This window comes from Azospirillum mesophilum, from assembly GCF_053470405.2.
In genome coordinates this window covers 59,450-74,980 of the sequence record NZ_JBPXMQ020000005.1, presented here as the reverse complement: position 1 = coordinate 74,980, position 15,531 = coordinate 59,450, and the positions used below count along the sequence as shown (strand labels likewise).

Genomic DNA, 15,531 nt, shown 5'->3' with positions numbered 1-15,531 from the left:
ACTGGCTCTTTGGATAAACGGAAAGCCGGCGGCCCACCAGGGAAGCCGCCGGCTTTCGTTCCGGATCAGAGCTGGAGCGGGGTCAGGTTGGCCGAAGCGGCGCGGGCCGCGTCGCGCTCGGCCTTCGGAACCGGGATCAGGCCCTTGTCGGCCAGATAGCCCTCGTCGCCGAACGCCTTCTCGGCGGTGTATTCGGCGATGAACTCGCGGATGCCCGGGATGACGCCGACATGGGCGTTCTTCACGTAGACGAACAGCGGACGGGCCAGTTCGTACTTGCCGGCGGCGACCGCCTCCGGGGTCAACTCCACGCCGTCCATCTTGGCGGCCTGAAGCTTGTCGCGGTTCTGGTCGATGTAGCTGTAGCCGAACACGCCGAAGCTGTCGGGGTTGGCGGTCAGCTTCTGGACGATCAGGTTGTCGTTCTCGCCGGCCTCGACGTAGCCGCCGTCCTCGCGGATGGTCATGCAGACCTTCTCGCGGGCTTTCTCGTCGGCGACGATGTCCTTGACTTCCTTCACCTTCTTGCAGCCTTCGAGCATCACCAGCTCGTTGAAGGTGTCGCGGGTGCCGGAGGTCGGGGGCGGGCCGAGCACCTCGATCTCCTTGTTCGGGAGCTTGGCGTCGATGTCCGACCACTTCTTGTAGGGGTTGGCGACCATCTTGCCGCCGACCGGCACTTCCTTGGCGAGCGCCTTCCACAGAACCTCGGTGGTCAGGTCGACGTGCGGGGCCTTCTTGGAATAAGCCAGCGCGATGCCGTCGAAGCCGATCTTCAGTTCGGTGATCTGCGTGACGCCGTTGGCGGCGCACTGCTCGACCTCGGACTTCTTGATGCGGCGCGAGGCGTTGGCAATGTCCGGATGCTGCGGGCCGACGCCGGCGCAGAACAGCTTCAGGCCGCCGCCGGTGCCGGTCGATTCGATGACCGGGGTCTTGAACTTGCCGCCCTTGCCGAAGGCCTCGGCCACCGCGGTGGTGAAGGGGAACACCGTCGAGGAGCCAACGGCGCGGATCTGGTCGCGCGACTGGGCGTTCGCCGCACCGGCGAAGGCGGTGGTCAGGGCCACGACCGCCGCGGCGGTGAGGGCAAGCTTGCTGGAGATCACGGAAATCCCTCCGATGGTCCGATTGCCTGTCCGGCGGGGAACGGTGTGCACCCGCGCCGTGCCGCCGTGTGTCCGGCGGCTTGCGGCGGGACCATAGCCAGCGACCGCGACTCGTCGATTACGCTTTCATGACAGTTTCGTGACGCCGCCCACTTTTGGTCATGGGCACCAAGCGAATCCTCCTACGCCTGACGGCGCACCGGCTCCTTGGCCGCCTGCTCGCCAGCGACAGGCAGGTAGACGGTGAAGGTGCTGCCCACCCCGACCGAGCTTTCGATGGTCAGCCGGCCGCGGTGCCGGTTCACGATGTGCTTCACGATGGCGAGGCCAAGGCCGGTTCCGCCCATGGCGCGGGAGCGCGCGGCGTCCACGCGGTAGAAGCGCTCGGTCAGGCGCGGCAGATGGGTGCGGGCGATGCCCTCCCCCTGGTCGCGCACGGCGACCGCCACCATGGGGTTTCCACGCCCGGCGCGCCCGGCGGAGGGCGTCATGCCGGCGAAGCCGACCACCGTGCCGTCGGCGACGAAGGCGGCGATGGTCACGTCCGTGTTCTCGCGCGTGTATTTGATGGCGTTGCTGACGAGGTTCTGGAACACCTGGGTCAACTGGTCCTCGTCGCCGAGCACCGGCGGCAGGCCGTCCGGCACCTCCAGCTTCAGGCGGATGCGGCGGCTGGCCGCCTTCAGCTCCAGCGCGGCCACCACGCCCTCCAGCCCGTCCAGCACGTCCACCGTCCCGGACGGGGGCATGTGCTCGTCCTGCTCGATGCGCGAGAGCGACAGCAGGTCGTTGACGAGGCGGGCCATGCGGCTGGCCTGATCGTGCATGATGGTCAGGAAGCGCTCGTGCGCCTCCAGGTCGTCGCGGGCCGGGCCGCGCAGCGTCTCGATGAAGCCGAGCAGCGAGGAGAGCGGGGTGCGCAGCTCGTGGCTGGCGTTGGCGATGAAGTCGGCGCGCATCTGCTCCGACCGGCGCAGCGCGGTGATGTCGTGCAGCGTCAGGATGACCATACGGCCGGGCACGGGCTCCACCACCGGCGGCAGCCCGCCCTCGTGCTGCACCAATTGGGGAACGGGCTGGGGCAGCCGGCGCTGAAAGGGCTTCACGCGCAGCTCGAACATGCGCTCCACCGGGACCGGCAGGCTGAATTCCAGGATGCGGGACGCCGCCCCGCCGAGCACCGCGTCCACCGCCTCCAGCACGTTGGGGTTCCGCAAGGACGCCGCGAGGTCGCGGTTCAGGATGCGGTCGCCGAACAGGCTGCGCGCCGCCTGGTTGGCCCGCACAACCTGCCGGTCCGCCCCGACCAGCACCAGCGGGTCGTGCAGCGCCTCCAGGATCGATTCGTTGGCTTCGAGCTGGGCCAGCGCCTGTTCGGTGCGGCCCGCCATGGCACGGTGCAGGCGCGCCACCGCCGCGGTCAACCGGCGCAGGGACGGCGACCCGCCGGCCGGAGGCGGTGCTACGGCCGAGGGATCCTCGGCCAGCTTCCCCACATAGTCCGCGATCGCCCGGATGTCCCGAATGTAGGACAGCAGCATCAATACCGCCCCGCCCAGGGCGATCAGCCCGCCGCCGACCACCACAACCGGCCTCACCTCCCCATGCAGGGCCAGCAGCGCCAGGGAAACGGCAAGCGGCGCCAGCATCAGCAGGGCGGCGAGAATCAGCCGGAACGGCGGCATCACCTTGACGGACATGGCGGCGGGACTCGTGCGTCGCGGGGGCGGATCCCTGTTTCTACACCATCACCGGCCCTGCGGAGCGTGCGTCACAAAAGATTAACGCGCGGGCCGGGGGATCGCCCCGGCCCGCGCGCCAAATCAAGGACAGTGCCCCGGAGTCTTACCAGGGCAGCGAGTCGTGCGCCGCCAGCGCCGCCGCGGTGACGAGATCGCCGACCGTGGCACCCATGGTGACGACCTGCGCCGGCTTGTCGAGACCGATCAGCAGCGGGCCGATCATCTGCCCGCCGGCCATCTTGTTCAGCAGCTTGGCGGTGATGTTGGCCGAGTGCAGGCCCGGCATGATCAGCACGTTGGCCGGTCCCGACAGGCGGCAGAACGGGTAGACGCGCTTCATGAGCTGATAGTCCAGCGCCACGTCCGCCGACATCTCGCCGTCGTATTCGAAGTCCACGCGGCGGCTGTCGAGGATGGCGATGGCCTCGCGCAGCGGGTCCGCGTTGGGGTGCGGGTTCTGCCCGAAGTTGGAGAAGGAGAGCAGCGCCACGCGCGGCTCGTGCCCCATCTGGCGCGCCTTGGCCGCGGCACCGATGGCGATGTCGGCCAGCGTCTGCCCGTCCGGACGGACATGCACGGTGGTGTCGGCGATGAAGACCGTGCGGTTGCGCGTCAGGAACAGGTGCAGGCCGAAGACCGGCTCGTTCGCCTTGGCGTCGATGACGCGCCGGATCTCGTCGAAGGCCACGCCGAAGGTGCGGGTCAGGCCGGTGACCATGGCGTGGGCGTCGCCCTGCGCCACCATGCAGGCGGCGAAGACGTTGCGTTCCTGGTTCACCATGCGCTGGCAGTCGCGCAGCAGCGCGCCCTTGCGCTGCATGCGGCGGTAGAGATGGTCGCTGTAGCGGCGGTTGGCGTCGGAAACGCGGGCGTTGTGGATCTCCAGCTTCACGCCCGGCTGGCCCATGGCGGCCAGCTGGTCCTTGATGACCTCCTCGCGGCCGATCAGCACCGGCGTGCCGAAACCGGCGGCGCGGTAGGCGAGCGCCGCGCGGATGGTGCGCTCCTCCTCGCCCTCGGCGAAGACGACGCGGCGCGGGTTGGCCCGCACCTTTTCCAGGATCAGCTCCAGGCTGTCGGCGGTCGGGTCGAGGCGGGTGCGCAGGGAATTCTTGTAGCCCGTCATGTCCATGATGGGCTTGCGCGCCACGCCCGATTCCATGGCGGCCTGGGCCACGGCGGCCGGCACCGTCACGATCAGGCGCGGGTCGAAGGGCACGGGGATGATGTATTCCGCGCCATAGCGCAGGCGGCGGCCGGAATAGGCGGCGTCCACCTCGTCCGGCACGTCCTCGCGCGCCAGCGCGGCCAGCGCCTTGGCCGCGGCGACCTTCATCGCCTCGTTGATGGTGGTGGCCCGGACGTCGAGCGCGCCGCGGAACAGGTAGGGGAAGCCCAGGACGTTGTTGACCTGGTTCGGGTAGTCGGAGCGGCCCGTCGCCACGATGGCGTCGGAGCGGACGGCCTTCACCTCCTCCGGCGTGATCTCCGGATCCGGGTTGGCCAGCGCGAAGATGATGGGCTTCGGCGCCATGGAGGCGACCATCTCCGGCGTCATGGCGCCCTTGGCCGACAGGCCGACGAACACGTCGGAGCCGGCGACGGCCTCCTGCAGCGTGCGCTTGTCGGTCTCGACGGCGAAGGCCGACTTCCACTGGTTCATGCCTTCGGTGCGGCCCCGGTAGACGATGCCCTTGGTGTCGCACAGCATGATGTTCTCACGCGGCACGCCCATGGTCGTGAACAGCTCGGCGCAGGCGATGCCCGCGGCGCCGGCGCCGTTCACCACCATCTTCACGTCCTTGATGTTGCGCCCGGTGATGTCGCAGGCGTTGATCAGGCCGGCGGCGGCGATGATCGCGGTGCCGTGCTGGTCGTCGTGGAAGACGGGGATGTCCAGCAGCTCGCGCAGGCGCTCCTCGATGATGAAGCAGTCCGGCGCCTTGATGTCCTCCAGGTTGATGCCGCCGAAGCTCGGCCCCAGGAAGCGCACGCAGTTGACGAACTCGTCGACGTTCTTGGTGTCGACCTCCAGGTCGATGCCGTCCACGTCGGCGAAGCGCTTGAAGAGGACGGCCTTGCCCTCCATCACCGGCTTGGAGGCCAGCGCCCCCAGGTCGCCCAGCCCCAGCACCGCCGTGCCGTTGGAGATGACCGCGACGATGTTCCCCTTGGCCGTGTAGTCGTAGGCCGTGCTGGCGTCCTCCGCGATGCGCAGGCAGGGCACCGCCACGCCGGGCGAATAGGCCAGCGCCAGGTCGCGCTGCGTCGTCAGCGGCTTGGTCGGAGAGATCTCCAACTTGCCCGGACGGCCGGAGGAGTGCAGCAGCAGGGCTTCTTCGTCGGTGACGCGCTTGGTATCGGGTTCGGCCATGGGAGTTCGGGTCCTGAAGGGGGCTGACGCACTGCCGGTCTTGTTCTTGGGAAGCGTGCCGGCAACAAGGCCGCGGATGTTAGCCCGCGCGCGCGCGCCCCGCCAGCCTGCGTTCGCACGATTGATGCAAATTTTGCCCCCGATGCGACATAACGGACCACGAACAATGTCCGATACGACCGTTCAGGACTTAGGGAGCGGGGATTTCCCGCCGCCTCAGCAGCCCTCGGCCATGTCGTAGATGGCGTCCATGTCGCTGATCAGGACCTTGTTGCCTTCCTGAAGCGAGATCGCGCCTGCGGTCTTCAGCTGGGTGAAGGTCCGGCTGACCGTTTCCGTGGTCAGGCCCAGGTAGTCGGCGATGTCGGCCCGGCTCATCGGCACATAGACCGGGTTTTCCTTGTGGCCGCGCCGGGCGGCGCGCTGCGACAGCATCAGCAGGAAGGAGCAGATCTTCTCCTTCGCCGTCTTGCGGCCGAGCAGCAGCATCTGGTCCTGCGCGGCCGCCAGTTCGTTGGAGGCCATGGAGAAGAGACGGCGCTGCATCTTCGGGAACTCGTCCATCAGCGCGTCGATCTTCTTGCGCGGGAACCGGCACAACGTCGCCGTGGTCACCGTTTCCGCCGTGTAGGCGTAGCTGTCGTTGACGGCCAGCCCCAGGAAATCGCCGGTCACCAGGAACCCGGTGATCTGCCGCCGCCCGTCGGGCAGCAGCTTGTACAGCTTCACGGTTCCGGCGGTGACGTTGTAAAGGGCGTCGGCGGCATCGCCTTCGCTGAACAGGGTCTGGTTGGCTTCGACACGAACGGTTTGCAGGATGTCGGCGAGACGGCGCAGTTCCTCGGGGTCCAAGGCGGCGCAGACCGTGAGGCTGCGCACGGGACAGGCCCCACAGGGGTTCATCTCTGTCGCGGCGCCCTTTTCGCGGGCGCGTCCCATGTCGAAGGGTGGCATGGCGTGACCCAGCCCTAGCCGTGCAAGGCCCCCATCATGGTCATAATCGTTCCATTTCGCAACGGTGCTCGCACCGGCCGTTGCCGATTTGTCATAAACCCGGCGGGTCACCGCCCGTTCGGCGGGGGCTCCGTGGCGCCGTCCGGCCGCTTCGGCGGGGTGGTGTCCTGCGGGCGGGGCGGTTCGTCGTCGAACAGGATCCGATGCGCCGCCCCGTCCAGATCGTCAAACTGCCCGGACTTCAGTGCCCACAGGAACGCCCCCAGCCCCAACAGCCCCAGGCTCAGCGCGATCGCGATCAGATAGAGAAGCTCGGTCATACATCAGGTCCTTGGCCACCGACGCCCGGCTGAGCCGCAGCGCGTTGGCGATCACGATAAGGGACGAGGAGGACATCGCCAAGGCGGCGAGCAAGGGAGTCAACAAGCCGGACATCGCCAACGGCACGGCGCACAGGTTGTAAACCAGGGCGATGGCGAAGTTCTGCTTCACCAGCCGGCCGGAGCGGCGGGCGACCTCGAACGCCTCGACGATGGGGCGCAGGTGGCGGCCCTGGAAGACCACGTCGGCGGCGGTCTGGCTGACGTCCACGGCGGTGGAGGGCGACATGGACACGGCAGCGGCGGCCAGCGCCGGGGCGTCGTTCAGCCCGTCGCCGACCATCAGCACCTTGCGGCCCTGCGCGGCCAGTTCCGCCAGCACGGCGGTCTTGTCGGCCGGGGTCTGCCCGGCGCGCCAGTCCTCGATGCCCAACTGCGCGGCCACGGCGGCGACGGCGCCGCGGCGGTCGCCGGACAGCAGCCGCACGTCGATGCCGCGCGTCCTCAGCGCCTTGACCACCAGCGCCGCGTCGGCGCGCGGAGCGTCCAGGAAGGTGATGCGGACCGGCGGCCTGTTCGGCCGGGCGAGCCACAGCTCGGGACCGGCGGCGTCCTCGGCCGACTCCGGCGCGCCGGTGAAGCGGCGGCTGCCCAGGCGGACCTCGCCCCCGGCGGTGTCGAGCGCGAGGCCGGCGCCGGGGATCTCCCGCACGCCGGCGGCCACCGCGACGCCGGGGACGGCGCGGGCCAGCGCGCGCGCCAGCGGGTGGCGGCTGGCCCCGGCCAGCGAGGCGGCGAGGCTCAGGTCGTCCTGGGCGATGCCGGCAAGCTGCGGGACCGGGCGCCCCTCGGTCAGGGTGCCGGTCTTGTCGAAGACGACGGTGTCGATGACGGCCAGACGTTCCAGCGCCGTGGCGTTCTTCAGCAGGATGCCCTGCCGCATCAGCCGGCCGCTGGCGATCACCTGCACCACCGGCACGGCCAGCGCCAGCGCGCAAGGGCAGGTGATGATCAGCACGGCGACCGCGTTCATCAGCGAGGTCTGCCAGGGCGCCCCGACCAGGAACATCCAGGCGAGAAAGGTGCTGAGCGCCGTCACATGCACCACGGGGGCGTAGAGACGCGACACGCGGTCGGCGATGGCGACGTATTTGGCACGGCCCTGCTCGGCCACCTCCATCAGGCGGACGATCTCGGCCAGCAGCGTGCCCTCGCCCACCGCCTTGACGGTCACGCGCAGCGGGGCGGTCAGGTTCAGCATGCCGGCGAAGACCTGATCGCCGGGGCGGACGGAGCCGGGCACCGTCTCGCCCGTGATCAGGCCGGTGTCGAGGTCCGACACGCCGTCGGACACCCGGCCGTCTATGGCGACGCGCTCGCCCACCGCGACCAGGACCGTGTCGCCCGGCTTCACCTGTTCCGGCGGGACGATGGCGCTGCGCCCGTCGGGCTTCAGCACGGTGACGGAGGTCGCGTGCAGGCCCAGCAACTGCTCCGCCGCCGACCGTGCCCGGCCGCGCGCCCGCTGGTCGAGGTAGCGGCCGATCAGCAGGAAGAACAGCAGCATCATCGCGCCGTCGAAATAGGCGTGCTGGCCGCTGTGGATCGTCTCGAACAGGCTCATGCCCGTGGCGAGCAGGACGCCGATGGTCACCGGCACGTCCATGTTGGTCCGCCCGCGCAGCAAGGCCTGAAGCGCCGAACGGAAGAAGGGCCGCAGGGCGTAGGCGATGGCCGGCATGCAGATCAGCGCGGAAATCCAGTGCATCAGGTCGCGCGTGGCGGTGCCCATGCCCGTGGCGTGGCCGGCCCAGACCGACACCGACAGCAGCATCACGTTGCTGGCGCCGAAGCCGGCGACGGCCAGCGAACGCAGAAGCTCCTTCTCCGTCTTCGCCTGCGCGTCGCCCAGCCGTTCCGGATCGAAGGGCACGGCGCGGTAGCCGATGCGCGCGATGGTGTCGACGACGGTGTTGGCGTCGGTCTCGTCCTCGCGCCACACGACCGTCAGGCGGCGCGTGGTCATGTTCAGCCGCGCGTGCGTCACGCCGGGCTGGCGGCCCAGCGCCGTTTCGATCAGCCAGACGCAGGCGGCGCATTGCAGCCCGTCCACCATCAGGTGCAGGGAGGCGGTGCCATCCTCGGCATGCTTGGCGTGGGGGGCGTAGTCGAGGGGCGGCGCCTCCCCGTCCGGCCGCAGGGGCCGGGCGGCGGGATCGACGCAGCGCCGCTCGTAATAGCGCTCCAGCCCCAGGCCGCGCACGAGGTCGTAAGCCGCCGCACAGCCGGTGCAGCAGAACGGGCCGGTCCCGTCGGAGGCCGTGGTGCCGGTCCCCTCCGCGTGGTCCTGCCCGCAATGGAGGCAGACGGTCATGTCAGAAGACCCAGATGCTTACCGAGGGGGTGCTTACGAGAGTGCGCTCACTTGACCGTGATGCGCTTTTCGTCCTGATAGTCGCCGGTCGCGTGGTCGATCTGCACGCGCAGGTCCCACTGGCCCGGCAGCGGAAGGGCCACCGGCGCACCGTAGCGGCCCTCGCCAAGGTACGGCAGGTCCAGGGTCACGTCGTGGCCCTCGCTGGTCGGGCGCAGGAAGGAGACCTTCACCGCCGCGTCCTTCAGCAGGTTGCCGTACTTGTCGTGCAGGGTCAGGGCGATCACGCCCTTCTGCGGTTCGGTCGCGGTGAACTCCGTCTCCACCTTCCAGCCGCGCTCGGCCTGGGCGCGGGCGCCGGCCAGGTCCTGGTTGTACTTGATGCCCTTCATGAAGTGCTGTTCGGTCTGCACGCCGGTCCAGCTCGACATGGCGTAGTGCACCATCACCACGTTGACCGCGATGACCACGGCGAACCCGGCCACGAAGATCCAGGGGATGTACCAGCCGGGTTGGCGGCCGACCTTGCGCGGCGTCATGCGGCGGTTCCCGGCGTCGGTGGACATCGTCATCGTTTTGCAAACCTTGGCAGAGGGGTGAAGTGGTGCAACGGGCAGAGCGTGCGCGTCAGTTGGCCGGCCCCATGAAGACGGATTCGTAGGACGCCGTCTCACCATTGGCCGAGGTTAGCCTGAAGGTAAGGGGCTGGGTGGCGCCTTGCAAACTCGACCGGGGCGCTGTCACGAAAATTCTGTAGGTCGCGACCATGTCCGGCGCCGCCGTCAGGCGCTGCTGGCTGGCCTGCGCCTCCTGCCCTTCGCCGGCCACGGCGATGTGGGCGTCCTTCAGACCGCCGAGGGCCAGCGTGTAGTCGCGCGGGTCGCGGGTCATGTTGGAGATCTTGAAGGTGTAGGCGTTGCGCACCGTTCCGTCGGCCAGCGTCACGAACAGCGGCGCGCGGTCGCGCAGGACGGAGATGTCCAGTCCCGGCTTCAAGGCGAGGCCCACGCCGATCGCCCCGGCGATCACCAGAATCATCAGGGAATACAGGATCGTGCGCGGGCGGAACATCCGGACCGGCGCCGGCTTGCCGGTGGTGGCGAGCGCGACTTGGTTGGTCTGGGTGTCGAACTTGATCAGGCCGGTCGGGCGGCCGATCTTGGTCATGATCTCGTCGCAGGCGTCCACGCACAGGCCGCAGCCGATGCACTGCATCTGCAGACCGTCACGGATGTCGATGCCCGCCGGGCAGACCTGGACGCAGTTGAAGCAGTCGATGCAGTCGCCCAGCCCTTCGGCCTTGCGCTCGTCCCAGCTCTGCGACTTGCGCATCAGGCCGCGGCCCTCGCCGCGCCAGTCCTGGTAGGTGACGATCAGGCTGTCCTCGTCGATCATCGCCGACTGGAAGCGCGGCCAGGGGCACATGTAGGTGCAGACCTGCTCGCGCGCGAAGCCGGCCAGCAGCCAGGTGGTGCCGGTGAACAGCCCGATGAAGCCGACCGCCGTGGAGGAGGCCTCGAAACGCGCCATCTCGCCCAGCAGGGTCGGCGCATCGGTGAAATAGAAAATCCAGGCGCCGCCGGTCGCCGCCGCGATCAGCAGCCAGATCAGGTTCTTCAGCAGCTTGCGGCCGAGCTTCTGCGCCGTCCATTTGCCTTGGTCCAGGCGGATGCGCTCACCCCGGTCGCCCTCAACCAGACGTTCGACCCAGACATAGAGGTCGGTCCAGACCGTCTGCGGGCAGGCGTAGCCGCACCACACGCGCCCGGCCAGCGAGGTCGCCAGGAACAGCCCCAGCGCCGCCAGGATCAGGGCGCCCGTCAGGTAGTAGATCTGCTGCGGCCACAGCTCGACGAAGAAGAGGTAGAAGCGCCGGTTGGTGAGGTCGAGCAGAACCGCCTGATCCGGCGCGTTCGGTCCGCGGTCCCAGCGGATCCAGGGGAGCACGTAGTAGATCGCCAGCAGCACCGCCAGCGCCGTCCATTTGATCCGCCGGAAGGTGCCGTGCACCGACTTCGGATAGACCTTGCTGTGCTTCTTGTACATGGACCGCGAGGCCCGCTTCTGGGCCTTCGGCGCCTCCGCCGACGAAGTATCGCGCGCAGCGGAGGCCGGAATGTCGGAAGCCTGAATGTCGACTGTGGGCGACTGGGTCTCGTTGGTCGTGCTCATGACCTCGCCTTCTCGTTCGCTCGTCCCCGGGGCTCATCCCCGGTGGGTTCGCCGAGCGTTTTCGCTCGTCGGGACGCGTCCGTGCCGACGTGGTGCGGCGGCAGTGTCCGGACTATGGCGACAGAAGGTCACAGGGGCATTGCGCTGGATCAATGGATTCGGGACCGGCCCGCCCCTCACCCGTTTGGGCGCGTTGAGCGGCGTTTGCTCCAAAAAAGTCTGCCCCAAAAAGAAAGTGCCGGGGAGTCGCCTCCCCGGCACTTTAAACCCAACCCGGCTTTTGGCTTACTTGCCGCCGCCGAGGTTGTGGACGTAGACCGCCAGCGACTTCATCGTGGCTTCGTCCAGACGCTTCGACCAGGCGGGCATCACGCCGGCGCGGCCGTTGGTGACCGTCTCGACGATGGTGGCCTTGTCGCCGCCGTACAGCCAGTTGGCCTGGACGAGCGGCGGAGCGCCGACGTCCATGCCGGCCGCCAGCGAGCCCTGGGCGTTCTCGCCGTGGCAAGCCGCGCAGTTCTCGGCGAACACCGTCTTGCCCTTTTCGGCAGCGGCGGCGTCGGTCGAGCGCTTGTTCAGCGACAGGACATACTCGGCGACCTGGTTGATCTGGTCCTTGTTCAGGATGCCGTCACGACCGAAGGCCGTCATGCCCTGGCCCGGGGTGCCGCGGGTCGCCGCATCATCCGAGCGGATACCGTGCTGGATGGTCTGGTAGATGTCCGCGGTGGTGCCGCCCCACAGCCACACGTCGTCGGCGAGCGTCGGGAAGCCCTTGGCGCCCTGACCGCCGGCGCCGTGGCAGGCGGCGCAGTTCTCGTTGAAGTACGAACGGCCGCCGGCCATCGCGAAGGCAAGGAGGTCCTTGTCCTTCTGGATGTCGTCAACCGACTTGGCCGCGATCGCGACCAGGTACTTCTCCTGCGCCTTCTTGCCCTCGGCCACCTTCTGGACGACTTCCTCGCGCTGCGAGTAGCCGAGAAGGCCCTTGGTGTAGGTCTTGCCCAGCGGCCAGGCCGGGTAGAAGACGTAGTAGACGAGCGCCCACGCGATGCAGACGTAGAAAATGTACAACCACCACTTCGGCAGCGGGTTGTTCAGCTCCCGCAGCCCGTCCCACTCGTGGCCGGTGGTTTCGACGCCGGAAAGGGCGTCCTTTTCCTTCTGTGCCATGGCCTAAAACTCCTGACCATCATCCTTGAGCGGGATCCGGGCGGCGTCTTCGAACTTGCCCCGGTTCCCAGGCCACATGGCGTAGACCACGATGCCTGTGAAGAGCAGGGTCAGCCAGATGGTCCAGAAGGACCGCAGGGCAATGGTGATCGAATCCAAGTCCATGGATCCCTCCCGGTTACTGCTGGAGCTGCTTCGGCGACTGGTACTTGGTGAAGTCCACCATGGTGCCCAGCACCTGCAGGTAGGCCACGAGCGCGTCCATTTCGGTGACGCCCTTGTTGCCCGTGAAGTTCGCCACGACGGCCTTCGGGTAGCGCTTGGCGAGGCCGGCGGAGTCACCCTCCGGATTCTTCTGCGCTTCGAGGTCGGCCTTGGCGTTGGCGATCTGGTCGTCCGTGTAGGGGACGCCGACGATCTTCAGGGTCTTCATGTGATCCTGAATGTCGGTGTACTTCAGCGGACGATCCTTCATCCAGGAGTAGCCCGGCATGATCGACTCCGGCACCACGGCGCGCGGGTCGGCCAGGTGGGCGACGTGCCAGTCGTTGGAGTACTTGCCGCCGACGCGGGCAAGGTCCGGACCGGTGCGCTTGGAGCCCCACTGGAAGGGATGGTCGTACATGCTTTCCGCGGCCAGCGAGTAGTGACCGTAACGCTCCACTTCGTCGCGGAACGGACGGATCTGCTGGCTATGGCAGTTGTAGCAGCCTTCGCGGATGTAGATGTTCTGGCCGGCCAGTTCGAGCGGCGAATAGGGACGGACCCCATCCACCTTCTCGATCGTCGACTCGATCGTGAACAACGGGACGATCTGGACGAGGCCGCCGATCGACACCGTGATCAGGATCAGAACGATGAGCAGAAGCGTGTTCCGCTCGATCGTGTCGTGGCTAAAGCCCTTTTTTTCCTCAGCCATTTTCTCAGATCCTCCGGGCTTCAGGCCGCACCGACCGCCGCCTTGTGCGGGGCGGTGGCATAGGGCTTCTCGATGCGGACGTCACCCTTGGCCGTGCGCCACAGGTTGTAGACCATGATCAGGGCGCCGGTCAGGAACAGCAGGCCGCCCATGGCACGGATCACGTAGAAGGGATGCATGGCCGCAACCGTCTCGACGAACGAGTACTGGAGGAAGCCGAGGTTGTCGTAGGCGCGCCACATCAGGCCCTGCATGATGCCGGACACCCACATGGCGGTGATGTACAGCACGATGCCGATGGTGGCGGTCCAGAAGTGGTAGCTGACCAGACGCAGGCTGTAGAGCTGCGAGCGCTTCCACAGGACCGGAACCAGGTAGTAGATCGCGCCGAAGGAGATGAAGGCCACCCAGCCGAGCGCACCGGAGTGCACGTGGCCGATGGTCCAGTCGGTGTAGTGCGACAGCGCGTTGACCGGCTTCACGGACATCAGCGGGCCCTCGAAGGTCGACATGCCGTAGAAGGCCACCGACGTGACGAGGAAGCGCAGGACCGGGTCGGTGCGCAGCTTATCCCAGGCACCCGACAGGGTCATGATGCCGTTGATCATGCCACCCCAGGACGGCATCCACAGCATGACCGAGAAGGTCATGCCCAGCGTCTGCGCCCAATCCGGCAGAGCGGTGTAGTGCAGGTGGTGCGGGCCGGCCCAGATGTAGAGGAAGATCAGGGTCCAGAAGTGCACGATCGACAGGCGGTACGAGTACACCGGACGCTCGGCGCGCTTCGGCACGAAGTAGTACATGATGCCGAGGAAGCCGGCGGTCAGGAAGAAGCCCACCGCGTTGTGGCCGTACCACCACTGCACCATGGCGCTCTGCACGCCCGAGACGAACGGGTACGACTTCATCCCGGTCAGCGACACCGGAACGTTGACGTTGTTGCCGAGGTGCAGGATCGCGACGGTCAGGATGAACGCCATGAAGAACCAGTTGGCGACGTAGATGTGCGACTCCTTGCGGGTCATCACCGTGCCGATGAACTGGATGGCGTAGAGGACCCAGATGACCGTCAGATAGAGGTCGAGGATCCACTCCGGCTCAGCATATTCCTTGCCCTGGGTGTAGCCCAGCACGTAGCTGAGCGCCGCCAGGACGATGAAAACGTTGTAGTTCCAGAAAATGAACTTCGCGAGGCCCTCGCCGCCGAACAGGAACTGGCGGCTGGTGCGCTGCACGGAGTAGAGCGAGGTGGCGAACAGAACGTTGCCGCCGAACGCGAAAATCACGGCCGAGGTGTGAACCGGCCGCAGGCGACCGAAGCTCGTCCACTCAAGGCCGAGGTTCAGCGCCGGAAAGGCGAGCTGCAGTGCGATGAAGACGCCGGCCAGGAAGCCGACGACACCCCAGAACACTGCAGCGATGACGAAGAGTCGGACGGCGTCTTCGTAGTAACGCACATTTTCCGACACCCGCTGGCTGCCCAGGGCGGCCCCTGGCGTCAGAGTCGCTGATGTCATTCAATCTCTCCCGTTTGCCCCGGGCGGCTCGGGCCGCTCCCTCTGAGGTTGCACCACCGCTGGGTACGTACTGTTAAGGAGGGGGGCAGGTTCACGCACGATGCACGAATGCCGACGCCGGACGCGCCTGCCTCCAATAGTCCCAATATGTGTAGGGGTGGACCTTGCAACATTGATCTACGTCAACGACCGGTCTTACCGGTGCCTGCCATCGTTCACCGTCCTTCACGCGGTTGGACGGGCATGGACGACAGCTTCATCGCGAAACCTCTCGGTCAGCGTCAAATCGACCAGGCCTATCCCTTGGTGCGGGCCATCGCCCCCGACCTTGCGGTGGAGCAATGGCGCGCTTTTGCCGCAGCACTTATCGGGTCCGTGGACACCCCCGCCCCGTCTGCCGACACGATGCCCGCCGACACGAAGCCCACCGGCATCATGACCGTGCAGAACGCGAGGGGGTACCTCCACGGGCTTTTCTCATACGCCATAGAGGAGCATCTGCGCCACGGTCGAATTTTGGCCGTGGAGAATTTCGTCGTGCTGGACCTGTTCGACGCGACCGGCCCGGCGGAGGCGCTGCTGCACGCCATGGACGTGCTGGCGCGCGGGCTCGGCTGCACGGCGATCCACACGACGCTGCCGGAAGGCCTTGCCGGGCGGGCGGGATCGCAGAACTCGCTGCTCTCCTGCTTCCGCAACGAGGGGCACCGGATGGAGACGCTGCGCCTGTGCAAGCCGCTGGAGGGCGCCAACGACAACCGCGCCACCCCGCCCCGCGGCGGCCAGCGGGACGCCGACCGCCCCCTGTGACAAATGTGGAATCGGCCGACTCGCGGGGGATGCCGCGCGTGACGGATTGCACGGCACGCCCAAGCCG

13 protein-coding genes are annotated in these 15,531 nt (G+C 67.6%); 1 reads left to right on the top strand and 12 read right to left on the bottom strand.

The features are described from left to right. Positions 1–65: 65 nt before the first annotated feature. The 12 genes from ACSVC7_RS07470 to ccoN all read right to left on the bottom strand — a co-directional run bounded on the left by ACSVC7_RS07470 (position 66) and on the right by ccoN (position 14,654). Positions 66–1,109: a PstS family phosphate ABC transporter substrate-binding protein gene (locus ACSVC7_RS07470; RefSeq protein ID WP_448203682.1), complete on the bottom strand. Its 1,044-nt coding sequence runs from the start codon at positions 1,107–1,109 to the stop codon at positions 66–68. 182 nt (positions 1,110–1,291) lie between these two features. Further along, on the bottom strand, positions 1,292–2,809 hold the full coding sequence (locus ACSVC7_RS07465) for an ATP-binding protein (protein WP_448203683.1): 1,518 nt from the start codon (positions 2,807–2,809) through the stop codon (positions 1,292–1,294). A gap of 145 nt (positions 2,810–2,954) precedes the next feature. Next, positions 2,955–5,225 (bottom strand): NADP-dependent malic enzyme, encoded by a 2,271-nt coding sequence (locus tag ACSVC7_RS07460; RefSeq protein WP_448203684.1) that lies wholly within the window; start codon positions 5,223–5,225, stop codon positions 2,955–2,957. Positions 5,226–5,441: 216 nt separating this feature from the next. Further along, positions 5,442–6,104 carry a Crp/Fnr family transcriptional regulator gene (locus tag ACSVC7_RS07455; protein ID WP_448203685.1) on the bottom strand — a complete coding sequence of 221 codons (663 nt, stop codon included), beginning with the start codon at positions 6,102–6,104 and terminating at the stop codon, positions 5,442–5,444. 182 nt (positions 6,105–6,286) lie between these two features. Beyond that, entirely contained in the window at positions 6,287–6,499 is a 213-nt protein-coding gene (ccoS, locus tag ACSVC7_RS07450) for a cbb3-type cytochrome oxidase assembly protein CcoS (protein ID WP_448203686.1), read from the bottom strand. Next, positions 6,405–8,873, bottom strand: a complete 2,469-nt coding sequence (locus ACSVC7_RS07445) for a heavy metal translocating P-type ATPase (RefSeq protein WP_448203687.1) — start codon at positions 8,871–8,873, stop codon at positions 6,405–6,407. The genes ccoS and ACSVC7_RS07445 overlap by 95 nt, the downstream gene beginning before the upstream one ends. A gap of 47 nt (positions 8,874–8,920) precedes the next feature. Beyond that, positions 8,921–9,445, bottom strand: a complete 525-nt coding sequence (locus ACSVC7_RS07440; RefSeq protein ID WP_448203688.1) for a FixH family protein — start codon at positions 9,443–9,445, stop codon at positions 8,921–8,923. Between the two features lie 55 nt (positions 9,446–9,500). Then, positions 9,501–11,045: a cytochrome c oxidase accessory protein CcoG gene (gene ccoG, locus ACSVC7_RS07435; protein ID WP_448203689.1), complete on the bottom strand. Its 1,545-nt coding sequence runs from the start codon at positions 11,043–11,045 to the stop codon at positions 9,501–9,503. A 285-nt stretch (positions 11,046–11,330) separates the two neighbouring features. Further along, positions 11,331–12,218, bottom strand: a complete 888-nt coding sequence (gene ccoP, locus ACSVC7_RS07430; protein WP_448203690.1) for a cytochrome-c oxidase, cbb3-type subunit III — start codon at positions 12,216–12,218, stop codon at positions 11,331–11,333. A 3-nt stretch (positions 12,219–12,221) separates the two neighbouring features. Continuing rightward, the gene (locus ACSVC7_RS07425) at positions 12,222–12,383 is read right to left on the bottom strand and encodes a cbb3-type cytochrome c oxidase subunit 3 (protein ID WP_209770558.1); all 162 of its coding nucleotides are present in this window, start codon (positions 12,381–12,383) and stop codon (positions 12,222–12,224) included. 13 nt (positions 12,384–12,396) lie between these two features. Continuing rightward, entirely contained in the window at positions 12,397–13,137 is a 741-nt protein-coding gene (gene ccoO / locus ACSVC7_RS07420) for a cytochrome-c oxidase, cbb3-type subunit II (RefSeq protein ID WP_448203691.1), read from the bottom strand. A gap of 20 nt (positions 13,138–13,157) precedes the next feature. Next, entirely contained in the window at positions 13,158–14,654 is a 1,497-nt protein-coding gene (gene ccoN, locus ACSVC7_RS07415; protein ID WP_448203692.1) for a cytochrome-c oxidase, cbb3-type subunit I, read from the bottom strand. A gap of 243 nt (positions 14,655–14,897) precedes the next feature. Here ccoN and ACSVC7_RS07410 point away from each other — a divergent pair, with 243 nt between their 5' ends. Continuing rightward, complete coding sequence (locus ACSVC7_RS07410) at positions 14,898–15,464, top strand: hypothetical protein (RefSeq protein ID WP_448203693.1); 567 nt, start codon at positions 14,898–14,900, stop codon at positions 15,462–15,464. Positions 15,465–15,531: the final 67 nt, after the last annotated feature.

Coding starts and splice junctions, on each gene's coding strand:
- ACSVC7_RS07425 (WP_209770558.1), bottom strand. CDS start 12,383: ATGGACTTGGATTCGATCACCATTGCCCTGCGGTCCTTCTGGACCATC.
- ACSVC7_RS07445 (WP_448203687.1), bottom strand. CDS start 8,873: ATGACCGTCTGCCTCCATTGCGGGCAGGACCACGCGGAGGGGACCGGC.
- ACSVC7_RS07460 (WP_448203684.1), bottom strand. CDS start 5,225: ATGGCCGAACCCGATACCAAGCGCGTCACCGACGAAGAAGCCCTGCTG.
- ccoO (WP_448203691.1), bottom strand. CDS start 13,137: ATGGCTGAGGAAAAAAAGGGCTTTAGCCACGACACGATCGAGCGGAAC.
- ccoN (WP_448203692.1), bottom strand. CDS start 14,654: ATGACATCAGCGACTCTGACGCCAGGGGCCGCCCTGGGCAGCCAGCGG.
- ACSVC7_RS07410 (WP_448203693.1), top strand. CDS start 14,898: ATGGACGACAGCTTCATCGCGAAACCTCTCGGTCAGCGTCAAATCGAC.
- ACSVC7_RS07440 (WP_448203688.1), bottom strand. CDS start 9,445: ATGACGATGTCCACCGACGCCGGGAACCGCCGCATGACGCCGCGCAAG.
- ccoG (WP_448203689.1), bottom strand. CDS start 11,045: ATGAGCACGACCAACGAGACCCAGTCGCCCACAGTCGACATTCAGGCT.
- ccoP (WP_448203690.1), bottom strand. CDS start 12,218: ATGGCACAGAAGGAAAAGGACGCCCTTTCCGGCGTCGAAACCACCGGC.
- ACSVC7_RS07465 (WP_448203683.1), bottom strand. CDS start 2,809: ATGTCCGTCAAGGTGATGCCGCCGTTCCGGCTGATTCTCGCCGCCCTG.
- ccoS (WP_448203686.1), bottom strand. CDS start 6,499: ATGACCGAGCTTCTCTATCTGATCGCGATCGCGCTGAGCCTGGGGCTG.